The sequence below is a fragment of the Pirellulales bacterium genome, assembly GCA_036499395.1.
Lineage (GTDB): Bacteria > Planctomycetota > Planctomycetia > Pirellulales > JACPPG01 > JACPPG01.
The window spans coordinates 111,764-136,629 of sequence record DASYDW010000017.1; the positions used below are offsets into that span (position 1 = coordinate 111,764).

18 protein-coding genes are annotated in these 24,866 nt (G+C 58.0%); 11 read left to right on the forward strand and 7 right to left on the reverse strand.

Going from position 1 to position 24,866, the window contains the following annotated elements:
- Positions 1-46: 46 nt before the first annotated feature.
- Positions 47-430: a response regulator gene (locus tag VGN12_03355; protein ID HEY4308467.1), complete on the reverse strand. Its 384-nt coding sequence runs from the start codon at positions 428-430 to the stop codon at positions 47-49.
- A gap of 146 nt (positions 431-576) precedes the next feature.
- Positions 577-1,809: a protoglobin domain-containing protein gene (locus VGN12_03360; GenBank protein ID HEY4308468.1), complete on the reverse strand. Its 1,233-nt coding sequence runs from the start codon at positions 1,807-1,809 to the stop codon at positions 577-579.
- Positions 1,810-2,258: 449 nt separating this feature from the next.
- Between VGN12_03360 and VGN12_03365 the strand changes: the two genes are divergently transcribed.
- From VGN12_03365 to VGN12_03395, 7 genes are all read left to right on the forward strand, one after another.
- Complete coding sequence (locus VGN12_03365; GenBank protein ID HEY4308469.1) at positions 2,259-2,720, forward strand: Hsp20/alpha crystallin family protein; 462 nt, start codon at positions 2,259-2,261, stop codon at positions 2,718-2,720.
- Positions 2,721-3,135: 415 nt separating this feature from the next.
- Positions 3,136-4,323 (forward strand): hypothetical protein, encoded by a 1,188-nt coding sequence (locus VGN12_03370; GenBank protein ID HEY4308470.1) that lies wholly within the window; start codon positions 3,136-3,138, stop codon positions 4,321-4,323.
- 26 nt (positions 4,324-4,349) lie between these two features.
- A complete protein-coding gene (locus VGN12_03375; protein ID HEY4308471.1) occupies positions 4,350-4,802 on the forward strand; it encodes a universal stress protein in 453 nt (150 codons plus the stop codon).
- Between the two features lie 31 nt (positions 4,803-4,833).
- Positions 4,834-5,739 carry a universal stress protein gene (locus VGN12_03380; GenBank protein HEY4308472.1) on the forward strand — a complete coding sequence of 302 codons (906 nt, stop codon included), beginning with the start codon at positions 4,834-4,836 and terminating at the stop codon, positions 5,737-5,739.
- Positions 5,740-5,827: 88 nt separating this feature from the next.
- A complete protein-coding gene (locus VGN12_03385; protein HEY4308473.1) occupies positions 5,828-8,662 on the forward strand; it encodes a cation-translocating P-type ATPase in 2,835 nt (944 codons plus the stop codon).
- On the forward strand, positions 8,659-10,056 hold the full coding sequence (locus VGN12_03390; GenBank protein HEY4308474.1) for an MBL fold metallo-hydrolase: 1,398 nt from the start codon (positions 8,659-8,661) through the stop codon (positions 10,054-10,056). Before VGN12_03385 ends, VGN12_03390 begins: the two co-directional genes overlap by 4 nt.
- Positions 10,053-10,895 (forward strand): TIGR00730 family Rossman fold protein, encoded by an 843-nt coding sequence (locus VGN12_03395; protein HEY4308475.1) that lies wholly within the window; start codon positions 10,053-10,055, stop codon positions 10,893-10,895. Before VGN12_03390 ends, VGN12_03395 begins: the two co-directional genes overlap by 4 nt.
- 28 nt (positions 10,896-10,923) lie before the next feature.
- Here VGN12_03395 and VGN12_03400 read toward each other — a convergent pair whose 3' ends face one another.
- A complete protein-coding gene (locus tag VGN12_03400) occupies positions 10,924-11,382 on the reverse strand; it encodes a hemerythrin domain-containing protein (GenBank protein HEY4308476.1) in 459 nt (152 codons plus the stop codon).
- Positions 11,383-11,696: 314 nt separating this feature from the next.
- Between VGN12_03400 and VGN12_03405 the strand changes: the two genes are divergently transcribed.
- The 3 genes from VGN12_03405 (at position 11,697) to VGN12_03415 (ending at position 13,777) form a co-directional block, all read left to right on the forward strand.
- Positions 11,697-12,989 (forward strand): phosphatidylserine decarboxylase family protein, encoded by a 1,293-nt coding sequence (locus tag VGN12_03405; protein HEY4308477.1) that lies wholly within the window; start codon positions 11,697-11,699, stop codon positions 12,987-12,989.
- A gap of 123 nt (positions 12,990-13,112) precedes the next feature.
- Entirely contained in the window at positions 13,113-13,241 is a 129-nt protein-coding gene (locus tag VGN12_03410) for a hypothetical protein (GenBank protein ID HEY4308478.1), read from the forward strand.
- Between the two features lie 110 nt (positions 13,242-13,351).
- A complete protein-coding gene (locus VGN12_03415) occupies positions 13,352-13,777 on the forward strand; it encodes an acetate--CoA ligase family protein (protein HEY4308479.1) in 426 nt (141 codons plus the stop codon).
- Here VGN12_03415 and VGN12_03420 read toward each other — a convergent pair.
- Complete coding sequence (locus tag VGN12_03420; GenBank protein HEY4308480.1) at positions 13,740-13,889, reverse strand: hypothetical protein; 150 nt, start codon at positions 13,887-13,889, stop codon at positions 13,740-13,742. The genes VGN12_03415 and VGN12_03420 overlap by 38 nt on opposite strands.
- 609 nt (positions 13,890-14,498) lie before the next feature.
- Complete coding sequence (locus tag VGN12_03425) at positions 14,499-15,968, reverse strand: protein kinase (protein ID HEY4308481.1); 1,470 nt, start codon at positions 15,966-15,968, stop codon at positions 14,499-14,501.
- Positions 15,969-16,719: 751 nt separating this feature from the next.
- Between VGN12_03425 and VGN12_03430 the strand changes: the two genes are divergently transcribed.
- Complete coding sequence (locus tag VGN12_03430) at positions 16,720-19,410, forward strand: FHA domain-containing protein (GenBank protein HEY4308482.1); 2,691 nt, start codon at positions 16,720-16,722, stop codon at positions 19,408-19,410.
- Positions 19,411-19,450: 40 nt separating this feature from the next.
- On the opposite strand, the gene VGN12_03435 is transcribed toward VGN12_03430, so the two are convergent.
- Together VGN12_03435 and VGN12_03440 are read right to left on the reverse strand one after the other, a co-directional pair.
- Positions 19,451-20,182, reverse strand: a complete 732-nt coding sequence (locus tag VGN12_03435; GenBank protein ID HEY4308483.1) for a sigma factor — start codon at positions 20,180-20,182, stop codon at positions 19,451-19,453.
- Positions 20,183-20,218: 36 nt separating this feature from the next.
- Positions 20,219-23,887: a serine/threonine-protein kinase gene (locus VGN12_03440; GenBank protein HEY4308484.1), complete on the reverse strand. Its 3,669-nt coding sequence runs from the start codon at positions 23,885-23,887 to the stop codon at positions 20,219-20,221.
- Positions 23,888-24,866: the final 979 nt, after the last annotated feature.

Below are 24,866 nucleotides of genomic sequence, written 5' to 3' on the forward strand. Positions count from 1 at the left end.
CCGTGCAACTTGTGGTTTGCCCTCGCAGTCGCAGCAAGAGGGCTACCTACACCGCTCCATTATGATCGCTATGCACGGCTGACTGGATAGCCGTCAGCATTCGCTGGAACTCGCACGGCTTGGCGAGCAGCAATTCGTCGGGCACGCCCAATGCCTTAAAGGGACCGCGCGCACCGTCCGCGATTTTTGAGCTGCAGACTACGGCGGGCAAGCCAGTATGTATCGCCAGGAGGCGGCGATACGTCTCAATTCCGTCAATTCCCGGCAGGTCAACGTCAAGGATAACTGCGGCGGGGCGCGGCTGCTTGGACATCAGACCCAGTGCCTCCTCCCCAGACGCAGCCTCGATCACCTCGTAGCCGCGCCGACGCAGCCGTCCGGCGATCGCCTGGCGGGTCATGACGTCGTCTTCAACGTAAAGAAGTGACATTGCCATCGGGGGGAGTGGAATTATTGGGATTCGTTGGTTATCGAGACTAGTAGGCACTTTCCATGCCATACCTTAGTCTTCGATTCCCATTGCCCGGAATCCCGTGGATTTTGCGGGGAGTGCGCGAGGTGTTGTGCGTTAGAGACTCAGGCAGTGTGCGGTTCCTTCGCCAGGCTGAAATAAAACCGGCTACCCTGGCCAACGATGGACTCCACCCAAGCTCTGCCTCCGTGGCGGGCAGCAATTGACCTGACAAAGTGTAGCCCTAGACCGCGCCCTTTGTGCCCCTGCTCGCCGTTGCCGCGACGGAAAAAGGGCTCAAACACCTGACTTTGCAACTCCGGAGGAATGCCGGGACCATTGTCGGCTACGCAGAAGACGTGTTCTTCGGCTGTGGGAAGGTATTCGACCGCAATTTGTGTGGGCGTCTTATCGGCATAGTGGATGGCATTAGCGATTAAATTGGCAAAAACCTCGCGGAGCGCGATGGGATCGGCCCATACTGACGCATCATCATCAAGCCCCTTGAACTGGACGTCCTTGCCGCCGGCATAGTCGTCCAAGCGATCGCCGACCTCCCTTACTAGCTGGCGGGCGTTCACTGTCGAAGGTTCGCCGGCGCGATCGGGCTGGGATAGTATGTTCTCCACGACCTGATGTGTCTTCAAGCAGCGACGGTGCGCAGCGAGTAGCGACTCTCGCGCCTCAGAGGGAAGGCTTTCGCCGAAATCCTCGGCCACCGTCTCGCAAATCGCGGAGATCGATTGCAGGGCGCCACGCACCTCGTGCCCGGCGAGCTTGGCATACTGTTGCGAGCGGAGCTCCGCCTGGAAATACATGTCGACCGCGTGTTGCAGCTCTTCCTTTTGCTGGCGCATCCGCTCGGTCGCCGCGGCGAAATAGGTCTGCAAAGCCAGGTCGATGTCGAGAAAAATGACCTTGAGAAGGGCCAAGAGCTCGGCGGGTATCTTGGCCCCCAACTGCTCGGCAAAGAACGGAAACGCTAGCTGGACGTATTGGTTATACGCTCCCAGATACCATTTGGGCTCGAGCCCGACGGCGTTATGGATTTCACCGACGCGAACTCGCTTTTCGAAGTACTCCTCGTCGTAATTACCTGAGACCAGTTCTTCGAAATAGGTCATTTGGGCGACCTTCAGCCGCGCCAATAGTTGCGGGTCCGCGAGCAACCTGGCCGTCTCGGGATGGGATAGCAGGTGCCGGTAAAAACCCTCGGCCAGCTGCGGTGCAAATTCCGCGAATCGCACTCGAAGGGCGGAAATCATCTGCTCATCATGAGCAGTGATGCCCAGGAAGGACTTCCGATCGTCGCGACTATCACCATCGAGTTCGTACTTGCTTAGATATTTTGCGGCCATGAGGCACCTTCCCCGAGTTTCTAGCCTCTTTACGCAAACGTGCGGCCGACTTCCCATGGCTCCCGCACAGGTGTGCCCCCACGCACATCAGCCCAGCATCGTATCCGCTTACCGTTCAACTGCCAGTCTGCTACTCGCGAAACTCAGCGAATACAGCAAAAAGGCCTACTCGCATAGCTGGGTGCTCTCGACATCGTGCTGACCCGCGTCTATTTCTTCCGAGCGGGTGTGCGAATACGGCACGACTGCAAGTAAGAACAATTGTCCATTGTTGGCTAGCCTAGCTATTTGAAATCGTTAGAAACCCGCATTACGACGGGAGTTTACCGCCGCAACCCGCATTTTTTTAGTGGCAAGGCGCAATGGCACGCGAGGTGCCTTAACCACGGTCAGAAATGGGTGAAGGGGCTGTAGGTAAGACCACGGATCATTTTTTAGGAGCACTGACCATGACAACCGTTCTGACATCGCGACGCCCGCAAGCCCGCCGCAATTGGTTGCAACCGTTTGCTGTCCTGCAGGAAGAGCTTGGAGAGCTCACGTCGCGCGTATTGGGCGAGGCCAATGAATTCTGGCCACGCGGCACGATGGTACCGTCGCTCGACCTGACCGAAACCGAGGGGGCCATCGAAGTAAAGATGGACCTGCCCGGAGCCAAGCCAGAGGAAATTGATATTCAAGTGACGGATAACTTTTTGACCGTCAGCGGCAGCCGCAAGGAAGAAAAAGAGGAAAAAGGCAAGACCTGTCATCGGGTCGAGCGCCATCAGGGAACCTTTTCCCGCACGGTCACATTGCCTTGCTGTGTCGACGAAGCGAAGGTCGACGCCCAATACAAGAACGGTGTCCTGACAATCAAGATGCCTAAGACCGAGGTTGCCAAGGCTTGCAAAATCAAGGTGCATGCCTAACGGCGGGGGCAACAGGTGGGATCTTCTCAATCGTCAAGGATCTTGTGGGGGAAACAGCTGTGAACCGGGCGACCAGCGGAGACAAAATAGGTGTTCGGGCGCTGGAACCGGCCGGTAGGAAGCAGTGTGGCGCTGGTCCGCCACATTGCAACCTCCGTAGATTTTATGTGGATACAGACGCGATCGTCGACGCGAGTGCGCGACGGCGATTCGCGAATTCCTCCTATCCGGAACTGCGCGAAGTGCACTGTGACTTCTGCGAGGGGGTGCTCAAGCTCACGGGACGAGTGTCGAGCTTTTACCTGAAACAAATGGCCATAACCCTCGCACGACAAATCGATGGCGTATTCCAAGTTCGCGACGAATTAAAAGTTCCAATCGTCATAGAGAATCGGCCTTTGCCGAGGAATCGATTATGAACCCCTTATCGCAAAAAGAGTTGGCCGCGCTGGCTGGCACAAGGTCCGGGCCCTGGGTCTCGCTTTATGAGACAGTGGGCGTCACGAATGAAGCAACTGACGCGGCCACCATCCGCCTTAAGGATCGGCTACGCGAGTGCGAAAACGCACTGGTTCGCTCAGGCATGCGTCCAACGGACGCAAGAGCGCTCGTATCTCCGATTTCAAGCCTTGTTGAAGATAACCTCGCATCTGTTCGCGGTTGCCGAGGATTGGCGATCTTCGCGTCGCCAGAAGGTTGCCGAATCGAGCGGTTGCCGGTCGAGGTCGAAGACGTGGCCTGGGTCGGGCCGCGTCCGTATATTCGTCCCCTCATCGCGCTAGTTCAGCGGAATCGACCTTTTTGGCTACTGGGAATCAGCCAGAATAGAGCCAGACTTTTTCGTGGCGACATGCACGGTTTGACCGAAGAACAAGTTCCCGATATGCCAATTGCGCTCGCGGAAGTTATTGATACGGGCTCGCGCGACGGAACCCAACAGTCCCACACGGCCAAGGCGGGAACCTCCGTGAAGCAGGATGCCGCTTTTCATGGACAGGGAGGTCTAGCCGATCACCGAAAGACGAACATCATCAAGTTCTTTCGCGAGGTCGACCGGGCCTTGCAAGCACATCTGCGCGGTGACACGGGTCCTCTGTTGTTCACCGGCGTCGACTACCTCTATCCACTCTTTGCGAGTGTCACGCGCCACCCTCAATTGCTCGACGAGCACATTGCCGAGAATCCAGATCGCCTGACGGCCGAAGAGCTATACCGCCAGGCCGAGCGTTTATTACACCGACTATGGGAGCATAAGCAGGCCGAGGTCGTGCGATCGTTTGAAAACGGACTAGGCAGTTGCGAAGTAAGTGACGAGGTGCACGTGATTCTGCCGGCCGCCGCGGCCGGGCAGGTGAAATCGCTTCTCGTTCGCCAGTCAGGCCCATTGTGGGGCACCTTCGACAGCGAACACGGCAAAATTCATGTCGATCACGAGCAGCGGCCGGGCACCGAGGACTTGCTCGATCGCGCGTGTGCCGAAGTACTGCTACATGGGGGGGGCGTGTTTGCAGTTCCGTGGCAAAAGATAAAGACCGGCGCACCGCTGGCCGCGATCTTTCGTTACGCGTTGTCGCCTCCGCCAACCGCCTCTGCGGTGAAATGATTCTCTCCAAAACGGAAGGAACTGAAATGCATGTAAAAAAGATCCTCTTTCCGACAGACTTCTCGACGATTGCCGATCAAGCCCTTGATTATGCGGCGACCTTGGCAAAAGAGAACGGTGCGAAACTGCTCATCGTACATATCGCTGAGTTACCCGCTGCCTACGGCGCCGGCGAGATGTATTACGGCATACCCGAACCGGATACGGATGAACTATTGCGGATGTTGCACAACGTCGTTCCGCGCAATCCGCCCGTAGATCACGAGTATCGCCTCTTGAAAGGTGACCCAGCGCGCGAGATCGTACGAGTGGCCAAAGACGACACCGTCGACCTGATTGTTATGAGCACGCACGGCCGGACAGGGTTGGGGCGCGTGCTGATGGGAAGCATCGCCGAAGCGGTCGTGCGCCGCGCTCATTGCCCAGTTCTGACGTTGAAGGGAACAGTTGCGGTCCCACAAAAGACCGCGACGGCGTAGCGGTTTGTTTATCTATCAGGAGAATATCAGGATGAAGGCGCTCGTAGGAGTAGATGGTTCGGACGGCGCGTGGGCGGCTGTCCAACAGACGGCCGAACTATTGCCGGGGAAAAGCGAAATTGTACTCTATTACGCGCCGCCCAAGCTGCACTTCAGCGGCACTCACACATCACAAGCAATCGCGGATAAGGCGCGTGACAGCTTGGCTAAGGCCGTTTTCGAGGAAGCGCTAAAACGCATTCCGGATGGACTGCGGAGCAACATTTCAACAATCGTGGGAACCCAAGGCCCGCGTCGCGGATTGCTTCTGGCGGCCGAGCAGGTTAACGCCGATTTCGTTGCGGTAGGAGCCGACGGTCTTGGCGCTGCGCGTCTATTGCTCGGAAGCGTGACTCGCGCTCTTCTACGTCACTCGACGCGACCGGTGCTCGTCGCTCGGCCAATAAATGTACGCGAGAACCGAGCCCCCTATCGCGTACTGTGGGCGGTTGACGAGCCACCGGCAGTGCATGGCCCGATCGACTTCCTGCAAAAGCTGGCATGGCCAAAGGGGACCAACGGGTCCGTAATTCACGTGGTCGACCCTCTGCAGTCCATGGAGGTGCCCGCCTGGTTTACCGATCGGGTTGGGCACGATAAGGAGTTCGCGCGCCGCTTCAGCGAGGAGTACGATACTGATAAGCAGCGCAGATTCAATGAAATGGCCGCTTTCACATCCGAGTTGCCACAACCGTTCGGGAATCTACCGATTCTCTGCGAGGGTAATGTCGCTAACACCGTTCTACAGATGGCCAACCAGGAGGCTGCTGATCTAGTGATTGTCGGAACGCGCGATTTGGGGTCTGTCGAGCGGTTCTTCTTGGGTAGCACTGCTGAGGCCATATTGCAATTCGCGCGCTGTTCGGTGCTGGTCGTTCATATGCAGGCGAAGCCGTGATTCTGCCGACCGTTTTTGCGCGTGATGATCACGCAATGTCCGATCACTAGCTTGTGGCGCGCTTCCTCGGATCACCATCGCCGCCGCCATGGACACCGCAACGAATAAGCCGCCGGCCTCGACCTCGTCTGCTGCCCTTTCCGATGCGGATTCGGACATCTATCGTCGAATCGCCGTGCAAGACGTCAAAAGTCTCTTGTCGCACGAACACGGCCTGGCGTTGTCTGAGGCCGCTGCGCGCCTGCAGTCGATTGGTCCAAATGCGCTCATCGAGCGCCCCGCCGTGCCTGTCTGGCGCAAACTGCTTACGCAATTTTCAGAACTCGTAGTCGGAATCCTCATCGCCGCGGCGATCATTTCGGGGCTGATGGGCGAGTGGATAGATGCCGTCGCAATCCTCGCCATTGTCGTACTCAACGGAGTGCTTGGTTTCTTTCAGGAGCAAAAAGCCGAACGCGCCATGGCGGCGCTGCGCAAACTGACGGTTCCCCTATGTAAGGTCGTGCGCGAGGGGCGCGTGCAACAAATCGCTGCGCGAACGCTCGTACCCGGCGACCTTATTGAGCTTGAGGCCGGCGACCAGGTGCCAGCCGATGCCCGCCTGCTGCGGACCTTTGGCGTGCGCGCGCAGGAAGCGGCGCTAACAGGTGAGTCTAAGCCAGTCGCCAAATCTGCGGATATCGTGCTTCCGACGGAGACGCCGCTCGCCGAGTGCCGCAACATGGTCTTCATGGGAACAGAGCTCGCCGCCGGAAAAGCTAGCGCTGTGGTCACGGCGACCGGCATGCATACCGAACTGGGCCACATAGCCCGTATGCTCGCCACCAGCGAGCCTGAACTTACCCCATTGCAGCGCAGGCTCAAGGAACTAGGTCAGCTCCTTGTGGTGACGTGCCTGGCGATTGTAGCCGTCATCTTTACTCTTCAATTGGCGCGCGGGGGCGATCCGCTTGAAGTAGCGCTGCTCGCCATAAGCCTGGCGGTCGCCGCCGTCCCCGAAGGACTGCCGGCGGTCGTCACTCTGGTATTGGCGATCGGGCTGCAGCGCATGGCCAAGTGCCATGCATTGGTCCGCAAGCTAGCCAGTGTCGAGACGCTTGGATCCGTGACGGTCATTTGCGCGGACAAAACCGGCACACTAACGCGCAACGAGATGACGGCGCGCGTTGTAGTCGCCGGAGACCAGATTTATCGCGTAACGGGTGTGGGCTATGCGCCAGTCGGACAAGTTGTTTCAGCCACCAGCCTCGTGGAGGCGCTCGCTGGGCCAACCGATGGCAAAGAGTCCGCCGATCACGTGCCGTGCGACGCGATAATGGCCATCGATCTTCGGCAGTTACTGACTTGCGCCTTGTATTGCAACAACGCGCGGCTGGTGTCAACGGCCGGCGAATGGAAGATCGTCGGCGACCCGACCGAAGGCGCCCTATTGGTCTTGGCCGCCAAGGGAGGCTGTACTGCCGATCCGAATCTGCGCGTCGTTCATGAAATCCCTTTCGACAGCCAGCGAAAGGCGATGTCCGTCGCGACTGATAACGGCCAAGTCGCGACCATCTACTGCAAGGGAGCCTTGGAGGTCGTATTGGAGAAGTGCGACCGCGAATTCTGCCGCGGTGAAGCAGTCCCGCTCGACGCCCGCAGGTGCCAGGAAATTCTCAAGTACCAGGCGGAACTGGCCGCCCGAGCCATGCGAATGCTAGCTTTTGCCTATCGGGAGGCGCCAGAGGTGGTTGAGGGCACCTATCAAGAGCGCGGCTTGGTATTCCTCGGACTGGTCGGGATGACCGATCCGGTGCGAGAAGAAGCGCGGGGCGCCATTGATCGCTGTCGCCGCGCGGGAATTCGATCCATCATGATTACGGGCGACCACCCATCCACCGCACAAGCCGTCGCCGAAGAGTTGGCGCTTATCGAAGCGGGCCAGCGAGTAATCACGGGGCAGGAGCTCGACGCTCTATCTGACGCACAATTGGAGGCCGAATTGCCGCGTCTGGCCGTCTTTTCCCGCGTGCGGGCCGAACACAAGTTGGCGATCGTAAAAGCCTGGCGGGCACGCGGCGAAGTCGTCGCGATGACCGGCGACGGTGTCAACGACGCGCCCGCCATAAAGGCAGCGCATGTTGGTATCGCCATGGGCCTGTCAGGGACTGACGTAACGAAAGAAGCGTCGGATATCATCCTGACGGACGACAACTTTGCCTCGATCGTCAATGCCATTGAGGAAGGACGCGGAATCTATGACAACATACAAAAGTTTGTCCGCTACCTCTTGACCTGCAACTCGGGAGAAGTGCTGTTCATGTTTTTCGCGGCGGTCTTTGGCTGGCCAAGTCCGCTCACGGCGGTGCAAATCCTGTGGATCAATCTCATCACCGACGGCTTGCCAGCGCTAGCGCTCGGACTCGAACCGCCCGGCCCCGACATTATGCACCGGCCACCGCGCCCTGTACGCGAAACGCTGATTACGCGCGCCCTGGGTTTGCAAATCTTTTGGCAAGGGCTGTTAATCGCTACTGTTACCCTTATTGTATTCGAACTTACCTACTCCGGAACTCGCCAGCACTTGGAGGCTGCACGTACCGCGGCTTTCTGCGTGCTGGCTCTCTCCCAGCTCTTCTTCTCCTTTACTTGCCGCAGTCAAAGATACACATTGCCGGAACTGGGCGTCACTTCCAATCGGTATCTGTTTATCGCGATCGCCGCATCGCTCGTGCTGCAAGTCGGCGTGGTTGCCGTACCGGGTATACAAGGCCTGTTTGACGCAACTGATCTTTCACCGCAGCAATGGGCCGTGGTGCTTTTCGTCTCACTGATGCCGGTTACTATCGTCGAAAGTCTGAAGTTGCTGGTGACCTATAAGAAGAAGGGCCCGCGAGGCGACATGCATCAAGGCGTATCGAAGTCAGAAGCCAAAGCAAGATGATCACACTTACCTTTCACGGCGCGGCCGAAACCGTTACCGGCTCGAAATATCTTCTGCAGAACAACGACGCGCAGATATTGATCGACTGCGGAATGTTTCAAGGCTTGAAGGAACTCCGTCTGCGAAACTGGAGCCCGCTCCCCTTTGACGCAGAGAGCGTTGCCGCCATCGTCCTTACGCATGCCCACATCGACCACATCGGGTATCTGCCGCGCCTGGTAAAGTTCGGCTACGCGGGTCCCGTCTATTGTACGCCGGCGACCAGGGACCTGGCTCGCATCATGTTGCTTGACGCCGCTAAACTGCAAGAGATGGATGCCGAGTACGCCAATCGCAAGAAGATTTCGAGGCATCATCCCGTCCTGCCATTGTTCGACGTAATCGACGTCAAAGAATCTCTGCAGCTAATGAGGCCGGTAGAGCGTAAAGAATGGTTCTCGCCCGCACGCGGCTTTCGCTGTCGCTACCATGACGCTGGGCATCTGCTTGGTTCGGCGATGGTCGAAGTCGAAGCGACCAATGAGACGGCACCGGCGACGACGATTCTTTTCTCTGGCGACGTCGGTCGCTATAACGCTCCTATTTACCACGATCCGGCACCGCCGCCGGCATGTGACTATTTAGTCTGCGAAAGTACGTACGGGGATCGTGATCATCCGCAAGGCGATATGCTTGACGAGCTGTCGCACACCGTCAATGACGCCGTGCGTCGCGGAGGCGTGATACTGGTGGCGGCATTCGCCGTCGGACGCGCACAACAGCTCATCTATCTATTGCAGCTCCTGGCCGAGCAGGGGCGAACGCCGCGGCTCCCCATTTTTCTCGACAGCCCAATGGCCGCCGAGGCTACTGACATTTATTGTTCGCATGCCGCCGAGAACGATCTGAGTGAAGGGATGATAACGCAAACGGCCTCTGCGTTCCGCGGACCCAATGTCCATTTAGCGCGCACCGTCGACGAATCGAAGCGAATCAATAACGTGGTCGGCCCAGTGATTATCATTGCTTCGTCAGGCATGATGACCGGCGGGCGAATTCTATTTCATCTCGAGCAACGGCTACCCGACCCGCGAAACACGATTCTCTTGGGCGGGTTTATGGCCGCCGGCAGCCGTGGCCGAGCTCTAGAGGAGGGCGCTACAACGCTGCGCATCCATGGCCGCGACGTTCGAGTTATGGCACGCGTCGTCAAGAATTCAGGCCTCAGCGGCCATGCTGATCGCCAGGAATTGTTGCGCTGGTTGAGCCCGCTACCGCCTCCGCGACGTACCTTTGTAACACACGGCGAGAAGGCGAGCGCGATGGCCTTCTCACGGTTGCTGCGCGAGCTAAAGGGATGGAACTCATACGTGCCGCACTTGGGTGAATCTGTCGAACTGGAAACTCGATCATGACCGACCGTGCCGATGCGAACTACCAGGCAATCCTCAACTCCCCCAGTCTGACCCTTGCCGAACAGGATGTGGCTCTGCTCGCGAAACCCGAGTTACGCTCCGTGCGCATGCAACTCGAACTGCTCAAGCCGGAGATGGCGCTTGAGGAGCATGACATCCGCTCGACAATCGTCGTATTCGGTGGGACGAAGATTCTCGAACGCTCCGAGGCGGAGAGTGCCTTGCACGCGGCGCAGCAGGCGATGGCCGCGGATCCAGCTAATCCGGCTCTCGCCCGTGTCGTGACGCGCTGTGAGCGTTTGTGGGCAAAATCGTCTTACTACGACGACGCGCGCGAATTCTCTCGCTTGATTTCCACATTGGGTCAAGAAACCGGACCGCGACACTATGTCGTCGTCACGGGAGGAGGACCCGGCATCATGGAGGCCGCAAATCGCGGAGCCTTTGACGCCGACGCCAAGTCGATCGGACTGAATATCCGACTTCCCGCCGAACAAACTCCCAATCGATACATTACGCCAGAGCTCTGCTTTCAGTTTCACTATTTCGCGCTGCGCAAGCTCCACTTTCTACTGCGCGCTCTAGCTTTGGTTGTCTTCCCTGGTGGGTTCGGCACCATCGATGAATTATTCGACGCGTTAACGTTGCGTCAGACGAATCGCATGCAGGCGATTCCAATCATCTTGTATGGGCGCGAATACTGGCAACGCGTTATCGATTTTCAATTCTTGGCAGACGAAGGCGTCATTGCGGATGAGCATCTTTCCTTGCTCAACTATGCCGAGACACCGCAAGAAATCATGGACCTTCTAGAGAGCGGTCCGCTGGCAGCATTTTGAATCGGCCGAGCCATCCGCACGCCAGTCCCTATGTGCCATCGGCAAAATTGAAGGCGCGATGCAACAAGTTGTTTTCGCGCACCTCGTGCGATAAAAGCTGCTTGATCAAGGTGCGCAACTCGCCGACAAATACCGCCCAATCGGTGCGAGGGCTCCTGGCTTGTGCTCGCGCACCATGCACAAGTTCCCTGGCTTTCGTCAGCATCTGATCGTGCTCGTCGAGCAATCCTTCGGCCTCCTTGGCAAACCGAGGGGCGGCAGCGATCGCGTCTTCCATGAAGCCGCCGTCCTCTTCTCGTTGAAAGTGCCGAGTGAGACACAATTCGAGCTCTTCGACTTCGGCCAGCAATCTTTTCATGACCTCTGCGGGCCGGTCGTTGGTACTGGCCTCGTGGAGGGTGGCCTCAACGCGTCGCACAAGCTGCTCGATGTGGCGGTGCTCGCACGTCATCGCACCTACATATCCGTTAAGAACTCGGTCAAGCATGGGGCACCCTTCCTTTCTTTCGAATCCTCCTATCGCTCTCCCTTCGCATATAAGTCCATTTTTCATGCCATATACACGGGTTGCAGGAATCTCGGCAATTCGGGCCATTTTTTGGCTCTTATTCACTACCGCCCGATGCAGAGCGAGCGAATCCGCACGCGCAAGTGCGCCTGTGTCGCACAAGATCTAATGGCGAACGCCACGACGTACGCTCCGACTCATGCAGCGGAACGCATTTGGCGTTTTGAAGGACCTCAGCGATAATTGCGTCCGTGAATGCGCCAAGGAACAACGCTGCCAGGGAACCGTCAAGGATGGGTCGTCCAGGAAGATGGCTGCCGCGCGATCGGAACGCTCTTAGCGAATGGTTGGACGATACCATCCGCAAGGCCGAGGCGAGGAAGCCAGCGCGACTTCATCCGGTCGTCGAGGACTTTCGGCTCATGATCGAGAGCGATCCGGTCATGTTCATGTACTTCACGCAGATGTTTCAGGAGCAGTCCTCTTTTCAGCCGCCCAAGGGAAGTGGCGATATCAAGTTGAAAAATTACCAGCAGATGCTGGTCGTAATCGATCATATTCTCACCACCGCTCCAACCTTCGATAGCACCAAGATGGTTGGATGCCCTATCAACGCCATTCTTGACTTCCCGATGAGTACGCTGGCAGGACTGGCGGCGTTTGCCTCGCCGAAAGTCAACGAGATACTGCGGAGGGTATTGATAGCCTGGGGTACGTTTCTCAATAGCGCGGACTCGCTGTACGTTCTCAATGATTCTCCCACCGGCTGGCTGAGCCCGGAGGCCCGGAAGGCAGTACACCTGGACGAGTTTGAAACCGATTCTGCTGCCCCATTTTTGGGATTCAAAAGCTGGAATGATTTTTTCATTCGCCGATTCAAGACCGGCCGGCGCCCCGTCGCGTGCCCTGACGACCCGCACGCGATCACAAGTCCGTGTGAAGCCACGCCCTACGCGCTTCGATCCCACGTCAAGGAACATGACGCGTTCTGGATCAAGTCGCAGCCTTATTCACTGCGACACTTGCTCCACGGCCACCTCATACAGCCGTTCGTAGGGGGCACGGTTTATCAGGCCTTTCTCAGCGCCGAAAACTATCATCGCTGGCATAGTCCCGTATCGGGCACCATCAAGATGCTGGAAGTTGTGCCAGGGACGTACTTCTCTGAAGCTGCCTCCGAAGGTTTCGATCCGGTCGGGCCCAACAATTCGCAAGGCTATATCGCGCATGTGGCGGCGCGTGCGCTGCTGTTTATCGAGGCAGACAACCACGATATCGGATTAATGTGCCTGGTTCTGGTAGGCATGGGGGAAGTCTCGTCCTGCGTCTTCTCAGATCACGATGGCCAGCCCCTGAAGGAAGGGCAACGTTTACGAAAGGGAGACCAGGTGGGCTATTTTCAATTTGGCGGCTCGACGCACTGCCTGGTGTTTCGACCAGGCGTGATTTCGCAGTTCGCAATCGGCGCCGTTCCGCAAGGAGAAAACGGTCTCGACTCCGCGCTGGTCAAAGTGAACAGCTTGTTGGCCACCGTTGCCCGCTCTCAGACCGTCGAAGACCAGAATCGCAGCGGCAAGGTCCACTAAACATTCTCCCTTTGCCGGGTTTATTGCAATTTCGGGTCGTTCACGCTGCGGCCGATTGCCATTGGCAGCGTTGGCTCACCCCGAGCGCCGGACGTTCAATGGCTCGATGAAAGACGAGTGAGCGTGAAAGGCGACCGTCTGGCAATCATCACCAACGCCGGCGGACCCGGCGTGATGGCTTGCGACGCGCTACTGGAGAAGAATTGCAAACTGGCCGCGCTATCACCTGCCACCTTACGCCTCAAGCTATGACGGAGCCTATGGAATGCGCACGGGAGGTCATTTCGGCTGCCAGCGAGATCCACATATCCGTCTTGACTTGCTGGATGGGCGGGCGGTCGGTACAGGATGGAATCCAGTTATTGGATCAGCATAAGATTGCTACCGCGCGCACACCCAACGAGGCCGTGACGGGTTTTGCCAATCTCGTGCGATATGCTCGCACAAGAGACATCCTCTATGAAACGCCACATGAAGTGCCGTTGGATTACCCGCCAGCGCGGGCGAGCCTACGAACGGAGTTGCAGGACGTCTTATCGTCGGCTCCCGACATGCTGGACGCGTCGCAAGCGAAGAGTATCTTGTCGGCCTATGGGATTGCTGTTTCTCGGCCATGGCCGGCAGGTTCTGCGGAGCAGGCGGCTCCTGATGCCATAATTCAAGCGATCACCGTTCAACCTATGGTCGTTCAGGTCGGCGGCATCGAACTAATGCGCGGAATGAAGAAGGATCCGATTTTCGGGCCCGTGATTATGGTTGGCGTCGGCGGTAGTACGTCTGCTCCGTGATCCCCAGCTTCTTGGCCACTTGGCCAATCGATTGACCCTTGGCAATCTCTACCTCGGCTTCACGCAGCTTGCCGATAATCTGCTCCGCTGAAACTTTCTTCCCTCGTGGCATCGTCTGTCCTCCTTCGATTGCGTCCAAGCGCCAGGATTTTCGCTCCAGGCGTGGACTCGTCCAAAGGGGGCAGGTCACTAAATCACGCGGTCACTGATGCATGACCTAGTGCTGACAGCCTCCAAAAAATCGATGGTTCATCCGTGTTCTCACGAATCAACTGCCGTTCGCACGGGTTACGAGAAGCAGAAGTGGCCAATGTCGGTTCGTCCTTGTGCATTTGGCGAGGTGCAATGACATTCTGGAGGCTGACGGTATCGTCACGAGCCGGCCGGAATCGAGTGTCGCATTGCAGACATCGCTCGAGTTCTTGGAAGCTTTGATTTACAAGACTCGCGGCGATTGCCGGAGGAAGGAGAGCTCGTTCTTGCCGAACTGCGGACTCCGGCCCGTCAGGCACTGACTTTCCACTTACGTGAGTGGAAATTCACCCATGGCATGGGAGAGGAGCAGCATCCCGCCACTTCGATACTCACCGTAACTACTAAAACGTCAACGGCGGCTGGTCCGCCCGGGAGACGCAGGCGATTGACAAGCTTCAGGAATCTGCTCTCGCGTTTCATGCATTACAGTCATATTTGTCAAATCGAGCTTAGCAGTTTTCGGAAGTCACCTTGTCAAAGCGCTTGCGAGTGCCTGCCGCATTTCGCTGGCCGATTGAAAGCGCAAGCTGATATCGGTCAAAAGCGCCCGATCAAGCGCCACCGCAATTTGGGCTGGAATCGTGGAGTCACGCTCGCGGATCGGGATCGGCTCATCATTCAGAATGATCCGCATCGGGTCGGAAGTCGCAGGAAAATCGAGCGGATAGTGGCCCGTTATGAGATTGTAAAACGTCGCGGCCATGCTCCAAAGATCGCTCACAGGTCGGGCATAGCGGAACTCTGTAATCTGCTCGCGCGGCATGAAAGCAAACGTGCCGCCAAACGAACCCGAGATCGTCATCCCCGACATGCCGGCACTCTCGAAGTTCTTGGCCAAACCAAAGTCGGCGATCCGCGGCTTCCATTTTCCATCCTGCTGATCCATAAGGATGTTTTGCGGTTTCAGATCGCGGTGGACGTAACTGGCCCGGTGTGCGAATTCCAATCCGCTGAGGCAAGCCATCAAGAGCCGAGTGAGAATTGGCACGCTGACGCGGTCGGCATGCGTTTTGACCCATTGATCGAGGCTCCCGCCCGAGCAGTGTTCCATCACAAAATAAAAGGCACTGCCGACCGATCCGCGTTCGATGAGTTTTACGATATTCGGGTGGGACAGTCGTCGAGCGACGTCAATTTCTCGCAAGAAGAGCTGCCGTTTTTGTTCTTCAACGGCGATCTTGGCAAGCATGATCTTCACAGCCATCGGCCGGCCGTCGCTTTTGCGCACCGAGCGGTAGACCACACCCATTCCGCCGCGCCCTAATTCTTCACCGATCTCGTAGCCCTCGATGCTTAGCGTCACTGACTGATGCTGCTTCATGAGCGCCTGTTGCATCAGTCGCCGTAGCCCACCTTGCTCGGCGAGCGCCGCGGCCTGGCACTCTCGGCAAACATAGTCACCGCCGCAGCGCAGGCCGGCCTCTCCCGAGACGTTCTTGCCGCACGATTGGCAGAACAGCTCGAGGACGGTGGGAAAGGCTTCGCTTTTGCTCTGCATGCACCGATCGCAGATGCGCGATCGGCCCCGCGAAGCCTCTACTGATTCCGGCAAAGCCACGCCGCAACGTTCGCAAATCGGAGGTAGCTTAATGCGAACCTCGATCATCGTCGTGCCCGCTTTGATTTGATCGCCATCGCTCAGGTTGACGTGACGATATTCGCGACCGGCGATTTCCTCTCGCGACTCGTGGACGGCACGGCCGCCGTTTTTCACGCCATTGACGTACGTTCCGTTGCGACTGCCTAGATCGCGAATTCGCACGTCGGGCGGATTCACCTCGAGCAGGAAATGATGACGCGATATCAACGAGTCGTGCGGCAGGCGGGCATGACAGTCTTTGCAGCGACCGAAGAGAAACGTGTCGTGCGCGTCAAAAGAAAATTTCCGTCCCTTGATCGGCCCGGACAGGATTTCGAGGGTAACTGTCGCCGCCACGGCATTGCCTCGATCAAGCGCTCGAAAATCCTGCACGCGCGAAGTGCAGATCAGACGGATTATAACCCGAAGCACTTGGGGGGGGTATCAAATTGAAGCTCTGGGGAAAGAAACATACGCAGGGTCGTTTATTCAGGTTGCGGACCTGTTTTTTCGGAAAGAATCGCCCTGATGAGCAGCGAATCGCCGGCTTCCAATTGCGTTTTCCCCATTTTCGAAACGGTTCCCGAATTCAGTGGTGGGCTAGCAGCGCGTTGGCCATTTACACACCTGATTTGGGAGACGGATTCTATGGAAACAAGGCAGTCGGTTAGTGTCTGGGGTTACGATCCTCGCTATAATCGCGTCGAATTCTTAGACGACCAGAGTGATTCACTCGGCGTGGTGGAAGTCCGACTCGCAAATCGAGCCATAGCAACGCAAGCCGCGCCGCGAGCTATCGGCGACAACGAAGCGAGATCGGACTTGCAGCGGTCGTGGATTCTCCGTTGGGTCGGAAACACGGCGATGAGCTTCCGGCGACTCCTCTTCGGCGAAAGAATGTCACGTTGAACACTTCGCGCGGGCAGATTGCAGCGGCGTATTCTCCGTGGTTATCATGGCGACCTCGGTGCGGTTCAAAGCCTCTTGTGGGAGATCCAGCGTGTCCCACCCATGTGCCGCCTGCGGGGCGAAGCTCGCGCCCGAATCTGACCGCTGCCAAGCGTGCGGGAGGCCAGTCGGAGCGCGGCGCCCCGAGACGCAGGGCACGATGCTCGAAGAAGGGGGCCAACGTCGGTCGACGATCGACCGCACCTGGACCATCGGAAAGGATCCGAGCTGCGATCTCCCGGTCGACCGCTCTACGGTGTCCAAGGTGCATTGTCGCTTATCGCGCACGCGCGCGGGCTTTGAAATCGAGGACCTGAGATCGAGCAACGGCACGTTCGTCAACGGCGAGCGCATTTCTGGCATTACCAAGGTCTCGCCGCTCGATCGGATAACGCTGGGGCGGACCGTCGACATGCCCTGGCCCCCTGACGTAGGCTTCGTCTCGGGTGCGGTGCGCATCGGGCGTAATTCGGACAATGACGTCGTCCTCGATTTTCCGATGGTGTCGGCCTATCACGCACGGCTTTTCACCAGGGAGGGGCAACTGTGGATCGAGGACCTCGAGTCAGCCAATGGAACCGCCATCGGTGCTCCGGAGCGAAAGGTCGCTCGCGCACCTTTGCGCCTCGATGACTACGTCTATTTCGGTTCGCTCCGGTTGCCGGCCAGCAAATTGGTCAGCGGCAAAGTTGATCTCGGCAACGCGCCGCATCGAAACGTATCGGCTGCCGGTAAGATCATCATCCTTGGCCGCGATGAAGGCTGTGACCAGGTCCTGGACGATCCCCGCGTTTCGCGCCGGCATGCGCGACTGGTGCCGGCCGCGTGTAGCGCTACGATCGAAGACCTGGGCTCGACCAACGGTACGTTCGTCAATGGCGAGCGCATCGGCCGGCCGACGACGCTCAAGACGGGCGATGAGATCGTCATCGGCAGCTTCACCTTTCGACTGACGGCCGACGGCAATCTCGAGCAACGCGACTATCGCGGCAACGTCAAGATCGAAAGCCGCGTGGTGAGCGTCGCCGTACGAGAGCGAAAGCTGCTCGAAGAAATCTCGCTGACTGTACTTCCCTCGGAATTCGTGGGACTGATGGGACCCAGCGGAGCGGGTAAGACAACCTTCATGAACGTCCTGAACGGTTACACGCCGCCCAGCAGCGGTTCGGTGCTTTTCAACGGATGTGATCTGTATGCCAATTATCAGCAGTTTCAGGGCGCCGTCGGTTACGTCCCCCAGGACGACATCATGCACGGTGAGCTGACCGTTGGTCAGGCTCTTTACTATTCCGCGCGATTGCGCCTGCCACGCGATTTCACGAATGCAGAGATCCACAAGCGCATTGCCGGCGTCATTCACCAACTGGGGCTCGACGGAACGGAGAACGTACTGATCGGCACGGCGGCGAAAAAGGGGATCAGTGGGGGTCAGCGCAAGCGCGTAAACTTGGCCATGGAGTTGCTGACCGATCCCTCGGTTTTGTTCTTGGACGAGCCGACCTCCGGGCTGTCGTCGGAAGACGCTTTGATGGTCATGAGGTTGCTGCGCGAGCTGGCCGACGACGGCAAGACCATACTGTTGACCGTGCACCAGCCGAGCCTGGAGGCTTATCGCCTCTTGGATAACCTAGTGCTTGTCGGTAAGGATACGGGCACGGCGGATCCAGGCCGGCTGGTCTACTATGGCCCGGCGCATCCGCATGCCATTCATTTCTTCAATCCCGGCAAGGCAGGCAACGAGCTCGCGGTCCTTGAGGCCTCGCCCGATTCGGTGCTCCGTGGGCTTGGTCAGCGCAAGGCCGCCGACTGGGCGGCCGATTATGCTCGCTCTTCGCTGAAGCAACAGTTCGTCGACCTGCGCGCCGATCCGCGTGGATCCACGGCCGCGCCTGTCGCGACCAGTGTCGCAACGCGTCCTCCTGCGCTTTTGCAATGCTGGACGCTGATGCGGCGCTCGCTGGCCATCAAGCTACGTGATTTGACGAACACGGCGATCTTGATGGTTCAGGCGCCCATCATCGCCTTGTTGATTGTCCTCGTATTCGGCAAGCAAGCCACGGCCGAAGTCCTGCCAACGACCTGGCAATCGGTCTCGAAGGCCACATCGACGACGGTGTTCCTGTTGGCCGTAGCGGCGATCTGGTTCGGATGCTCAAATGCCGCGCGCGAGATCGTGGGAGAATGGCCGATCTATCGTCGCGAGCGCATGGTCAGCTTGCGCATCGGCGCTTACCTGGCCGCGAAGTTGCTCGTGCTGGGGACATTGTGTCTCGTACAGTGCGCCGTACTGCTGGGCATTGTTTGGTGGGGTGCGGGGCTGAAAGGGTCGTTGCCGACGTTGTTCATGCTCTTGACTCTGACCGCTCTCGTCGGAACTGGTATAGGGCTTGCTACGTCGGCGCTTGCTCGCACGTCCGAAGTGGCCATCGCGCTATTGCCGCTCATCTTACTGCCGATGATCATCCTGGCGGGGGTGTTGCAACCACTGCATGAGATGAACAGGGTGGTTCGCGGCGTCGCGCAGTTGATGCCGTCGCGGTGGGCCTTCCAAGGATTACTGCTCACCGAAGCGGCCAAGCGCCCCGTGTGGAGTCCTCCGCAGCAACCATTGCCGCCATCGCCACGGGCGGCCGTGGGGGATGCTGACGGTGTGTCGGCTGCGGATCAGGCTAGTGCGAGCGCGGATGCTGCGCCCGCGGACAGAGCGCGCGAAATCGACGTGGCCGAGGCTTTTTTCCCTGAGAGGTCACGGCGTGCTGGCGCGGTGGCGTCGTTCGCGACGTTACTTACCATGCTGGGGCTATTGGTCGCAACCACCGCGATTATCCTGCGCCGCCGCGATATCCATTAGAAGACGATCAGACCACTGGCCGTGGGCGCAGCCCACGGCGCTAAGCTTCCAGCAGACGCAGCAAATCGCTAAGCTCAGCGTCGACTTCATCCTGCGAGCCGACTTGATCGGCCACTTCTTTGCGCAAGAGCGAAGCAAACTCGTTGCTTGTCATTTCGAGGCAATAGCGAATCTGATCCCTCGAAATACGAAATCGCTCGGCCAGGTTCTGCTGTGCCGCCGCCGCCACGCCCGGCGGCGGAAAATGAACCTCCGAGAAAATCTGGTACCAATCGGGCCGGCCGCGCCCTTCACACCATGTTTGTAGCATGCGACGCACATGGTTCACGACGGCATGAGCCCATTGCGTCATGAAAATATCGTCGGGCGAATCGTAATCGGCCGGATCAAAGCTGCGTTCTTCATCCGAAATCAGAGCCGAGATCGATAACAGGTGGTCGTCAAAGGTGCGCTGCCGGGGCGCCCGATGTGGACTTTGATCGGCCAGAAATCGTTTGACAATCGTCAGCAAAAAGGCGCGAAAGCGTCCGCGGCCAGGATCGGCCGGCTGGACCCAGTTTTTGGAAAGAAAGCGCAGGAAGAACTCCTGGACTAGGTCTTCCGCTCCGTGTACGGGCACGTGTCTGGCCCGCAGGTAATAATACACCGGGCGCCAATAGGCGCTGACAAAGCGATTCATGGCCGCCACGGTTTCTTCGCTGGCCGGCTCCTGCATCTTGTGAATCATCGTCCACGCCGTCGTCGGAAAATTTCCCTGAGGACCAAATGACATGCGGATTGCCAATTCGCGTGGGAGACTAGAGGCACGTTATTGAAGCGTGCGCAGAAACTTGGTCCAAGCATCGCGCTGGGCGTTGGTCTGCGTATCGATCGTCTTCCGGGCATTGGCTGAGACAGTGCGGTCGCTCGCTCCCATCTTGCGCAGCAATTCGCTAGCTTCCTTGCGCAGCTTCACCATCTGGGCGCGACTGTCGCGCTCGCTCACGGCGATCTGCTGCTCAATGTCGTGCAAGGCGATGAACGCCAAATCGAACGCCGACGTCTGCTGCTCATCGAGATCTTCGCGCGTTACAAGCTGCGGTTCGGTCGGGCCCTGGGCGACAAGAAACTGTTCGGATTGCCCCGCCTGACTCCAGTTCTCGATAATCAGCGGCAAACCGCTGCGGAATAGGCACGTGACGCCGCGCTTCTTGCCGTTCTGAAACTCGGAATAGAGTAGGATTTCGCCGTCACCGTTCCACACTTTCAAGGGGCCGTTGCGAGCGTTGTTTTGATAGTACAGTAAGATCTTCGACTTATTCTCTCTGGAGATGACATAGGCTGGACCATGGAGCCCGGTGCCATGATCATCGCAGCTGAGCAGGCCATACGGGGCGTGTTCCTTATCCACGAGCACGATGTAAGGATTCTTTTTCGGACCCGCGAAAAACGTGAATGCCGGCGAGGGCGATTTCGACTTGTCCTGAAATTGGGCCTGAATGTCCTTCTTGTCGAAAGGCTTGCCTTCGAGCTTGAGCTGAGGGAACCGGACATCTAGATCCCGGGTGCCTTGTTGTCCTTCCTGCGGCGACAAAGGCACGATCCGCAGCGAACAAAGCCGCGCAGGGGACGTGCGATTCGTGTAACTCAGACTATTCGATCGACTGCCATGCGCGGCTGTTGTATTAGTCAAGCCTATTCTCAGCGTGTCGTAACTGATGTTCGAATCGAGCGGATGGTTGGCGACCAGTTGATCACCCAGGCGAACCTGCAACGACTTAGCAAACCGTGTAACGCGAAATTGGATTCCGCGTTTTGTTTGAAAATTCGACCCCTGGCCGGCATTGTCGTTGTTAACAAGCACTTTGCCATGGCCGTCGATTTCGATTCGGTTCGACTTGCCGCGAAACTTGCTCGAGTAGAAAACCAAAATAATGCTTTGCGAATCGCGCGAGCTTTTGGAATTCAGCTCTGCTTCGCCCTCGATATAAAAGTCGCCGGGGAACTCGAGCGGCGGCAGTGTTACGAAATGGTCGGCATCCTTGATGTTCGACTCCAGGCCGGGCCGGCCGCTACCGTCGGGCATGACGCAATAGCCATCCCCTAGCCATCCGCTGGGTAGCGCTTGCCTGTTCGCCAGTGCTGCGTTGAAGTCCTCGTCAATCGTTTCTTGTGGCGATGGCGGCACGGGAAAAGCCTTCGGCTCGTCGTCAATCAGCTCCACCTTAAGCCGGAACAGTTTCGCCTTAGCCATCTGCCCCGTTGCCGGCGAAAGAGCCAATTTCAACGAGTCGAAATTGGTTTTGGGGTTCACTTGTGCCGAAGCGGCAATCTTGTCATCGATTTCGACAGATAGTAGGTCGCCACGGCGTTCCATCCGGAACTCATGAATTACGCCGCGATTAAGCGTAATAGCTTGCCGCGGGAGAAATCCTTCGATTTCGGTCATTCCCGACACGGCAATATCCACCCGCTCGCGCTTACCGCCTTGCACGGCTTCGAAAACGAGAATGAGTTTTTGGCCTCGGCTGGAATCGGCATTGAGCAAGAACTGCCCGGAGACAGCAAAACAACTTCCCAGGGGAGCCGGCGGTAGCGACAGGAAATGCTCTCCGTCCTTTTTATTGAGCTCCAAACACGGTCGATGATCGCGATCTTCAACCACCCCGTATCCATCACCGATCCAGCCAACGGGGAGCGCTTGTCCGGCGGAGATAACCTGGGAAAAATCTTCGTCGACAATTGGCGGAGGCCCGATTGGCATGGAAGGAGTATCCACGGTAGGGGGCGACGCACTCGGCGGCGGTTTCTTGGCGTTTGCGGCCAATTTTGTTGCTGTTGGGTTTCGCGCTGCAGCGCCTGCTGCTTCCTCCGTCGCCGCCGTCGGTTCTTCCTTGGCGGACGCCCCTTGTTCGGGAACGGCTTTTACCGAGGACCGTTCCTCGGCCAATGGCGCTTCGTCTGCCGCCGCAGTCGGCGAGGGCAGAATCGGTGGCGCGCTATCGTTGGCCAGCCGGCTCGCGGCGACTTTATCACCAAGCGATGATGGCGCGACATTCTTATCGCTCGACACCAAATCAACCGTGACCAGCTCTTGCCTTCCGCCGATGATGTCGAATTGCTTCGTGATCGGTACGAAATTCGGGGCCGTAACCTCGAGCGAATGCTGGCCGGTCTGAAGCCGCATAGGTTCGTCGAATGTTGCGCTGTCAATCGCCTCGCCATCGAGCTTGACCATCATGTTTTCGGGTCGACTTATGAACTCGATCTTCATCGTTCCGTAGGCGAGCTGCCAAAAGAAGCCGGCCATCAGCAGGCAGATAGCCAGCACGCCCGCGCCGACGATGAGCCACGTGGGGTCAAGCGACCGGCCGATCGTGGGAGTGGCCTCGATCGGCATCGGCGGTGCCATGCGGGCGGTCGCCGCGCTAGAGATTCCGACGACGACCGTTTCGGACGCATTTGGCAAAACATCGCGCACGGAGCCCTGATCAAAGAGCGGTGCCCGACGTGCGGCGTCACTCGCCTCAGATGCCGAGGGGAGGGCTCTCGCCAGGTCGTCAAGCATGGCTCCAGCATTCGGATATCGATCGCCTGGCTCTTTACTCGATCCGCGGATAAGAATCTGATAAACCGGCTCGGGCAAATCGGCGACCCTTTCGCGCGGATCGGGAAACGGCTCGTGGCGATGCTGATAGCCCAGTGATGCGATGGTGGTCGCGTCGAACGGAGGTTGGCCGGTCAACAACTGGTAGTAACTACACGTCAGAGCATAGGTATCGCTGCGCGCATCCGCCTCCTGCCCGATCCACATTTCGGGCGCCATATAGGCGGGCGTGCCCAACAGTGTTCCCTGCTGTGTCAACTGCGTGTTGCCTTGCAGCGCACGCGCCAGCCCAAAATCGACAACCTTGGTATTTCCTTTTTTCGTCCGCATCAAATTCGCAGGTTTGACATCGCGGTGGATGACCGACATCTCATGGGCCGCCGCTAGGCCAGCCGCGGCATCGCGAATCATCTGCGTTGCGACAGGCCACGAAACCGGACCTGACAATTTGTCCAGTGAATCACCGTCGACCAGCTCCATCACCAGGAACGCCTGGCCGTCGCGGACGTCCACTTCGTAGATGACGACCGTGTTGGCGTGCTGAACCTTAGCAGCCATCCGCGCTTCGCGCAAGAAACGCAACACTCGTTGCTCGTCGCCGACCAGGTCGGAAGGCAAGAGCTTGATCGCCACTTCGCGATCCAGACGCGGATCGAGCGCCAGATAAACCTTGCCCATCGCCCCTTCGCCAAGCTTGCGTTTGATGATGTAGGGCTTGATCGTGGGAAGCGGTTCGATGTTGGCGTCCGATCGCCCGACCTCGATTTCGGTGACGGGCGCGGCAGCAGCGGCTACCGAATGAATAGGTGCCGAGGCGGACTCATCACCCGAGCTGTCCGGTGCGGGGGCGGCCACCGGCTGGACTTTTTGCTCGGCGCTATCTGTGCCCACTGTTTGCAACGTAAACGTTTGCCCGCACTTCTTGCAACGAGCGCGGCCCCCCAGGCTTCCTTCGGGTACGCGGTAGGTCGCGCCACACTTCGGATTGGGACATCGGATAGGGACTACCAAAAGACTTCCTCGTTACAAGGCCTTCGCCTGTGTACTAGTCGTGTGTGACACCGTGTACCGGACTGACTCGAGGAAACGCGCTACCCTCTGCGCAATAGTCGGTCTCTTAAATTAACTTAAATTGTTCGGCAGCAAGAAGATTTGAACCTCGCGAACACGCTCCGTCAATCGATTACCGTGTTAAATCGCGTCGTTCGACTAATCGAGCACTAATCCACAGACTAGCTGCAACCTTTTCCGAAGAGAGATCGATCGGCTCGCCTGGGCTGGTACATCTCAGGATCCAGTTCCCATGACTGCAGCGCTGGCGACAAACCGGCAACTAAGGACGTCCCAGCCAGCGAAAATGCGACTGGTAGAAAGCGATCGAAGTGTTTGACTAAGCGTTAGCGGTCCTGACATTTGCTGCCCGGTTCCATGACACGGCAGTCTACCAAAATAGCAATTTTGTCAGGCGACCGAATGAGCAAGACTGTTTGCAGTTAAACCTCTTCTCCGGGGCCGCGACGGATGTTTCATGAGCGCGCTAGAAAGCGGGCCCAAACTGCTCTGGGCAGACACATTGACGCAGCTAATTTGAGCCAGCCGCGGCGCGCTCAGATGCGAGTGTCCTGGGCGCTCAGCATCCGGTCGCATTCTGCTCCGTTGCGACCTCGATGCGCGTTAAGAGGTGCGGCACACTGCCGAATCAATCAATAAGCAAATATCTTTGTCTTTGCGGAGCAATGATCAAGCCTGTTCGGCGATTAGGGTCCTGGGAGACGTATTCTCACCTCGACAAGCAAAGTACTGAAAACTCGTCGAACGCGAGATATTTGCAGCACTGCCAAAACAGGGCTCCGTTTGTCGCATCGATCGG

What these genes read in the sequence shown, in the direction of transcription:
- VGN12_03355 (HEY4308467.1), bottom strand. Translation starts at nt 430, where the DNA reads ATGTCACTTCTTTACGTTGAAGACGACGTCATGACCCGCCAGGCGATC.
- VGN12_03360 (HEY4308468.1), bottom strand. Translation starts at nt 1,809, where the DNA reads ATGGCCGCAAAATATCTAAGCAAGTACGAACTCGATGGTGATAGTCGC.
- VGN12_03365 (HEY4308469.1), top strand. Translation starts at nt 2,259, where the DNA reads ATGACAACCGTTCTGACATCGCGACGCCCGCAAGCCCGCCGCAATTGG.
- VGN12_03370 (HEY4308470.1), top strand. Translation starts at nt 3,136, where the DNA reads ATGAACCCCTTATCGCAAAAAGAGTTGGCCGCGCTGGCTGGCACAAGG.
- VGN12_03375 (HEY4308471.1), top strand. Translation starts at nt 4,350, where the DNA reads ATGCATGTAAAAAAGATCCTCTTTCCGACAGACTTCTCGACGATTGCC.
- VGN12_03380 (HEY4308472.1), top strand. Translation starts at nt 4,834, where the DNA reads ATGAAGGCGCTCGTAGGAGTAGATGGTTCGGACGGCGCGTGGGCGGCT.
- VGN12_03385 (HEY4308473.1), top strand. Translation starts at nt 5,828, where the DNA reads ATGGACACCGCAACGAATAAGCCGCCGGCCTCGACCTCGTCTGCTGCC.
- VGN12_03390 (HEY4308474.1), top strand. Translation starts at nt 8,659, where the DNA reads ATGATCACACTTACCTTTCACGGCGCGGCCGAAACCGTTACCGGCTCG.
- VGN12_03395 (HEY4308475.1), top strand. Translation starts at nt 10,053, where the DNA reads ATGACCGACCGTGCCGATGCGAACTACCAGGCAATCCTCAACTCCCCC.
- VGN12_03400 (HEY4308476.1), bottom strand. Translation starts at nt 11,382, where the DNA reads ATGCTTGACCGAGTTCTTAACGGATATGTAGGTGCGATGACGTGCGAG.
- VGN12_03405 (HEY4308477.1), top strand. Translation starts at nt 11,697, where the DNA reads ATGGGTCGTCCAGGAAGATGGCTGCCGCGCGATCGGAACGCTCTTAGC.
- VGN12_03420 (HEY4308480.1), bottom strand. Translation starts at nt 13,889, where the DNA reads ATGCCACGAGGGAAGAAAGTTTCAGCGGAGCAGATTATCGGCAAGCTG.
- VGN12_03430 (HEY4308482.1), top strand. Translation starts at nt 16,720, where the DNA reads ATGCTCGAAGAAGGGGGCCAACGTCGGTCGACGATCGACCGCACCTGG.
- VGN12_03435 (HEY4308483.1), bottom strand. Translation starts at nt 20,182, where the DNA reads ATGTCATTTGGTCCTCAGGGAAATTTTCCGACGACGGCGTGGACGATG.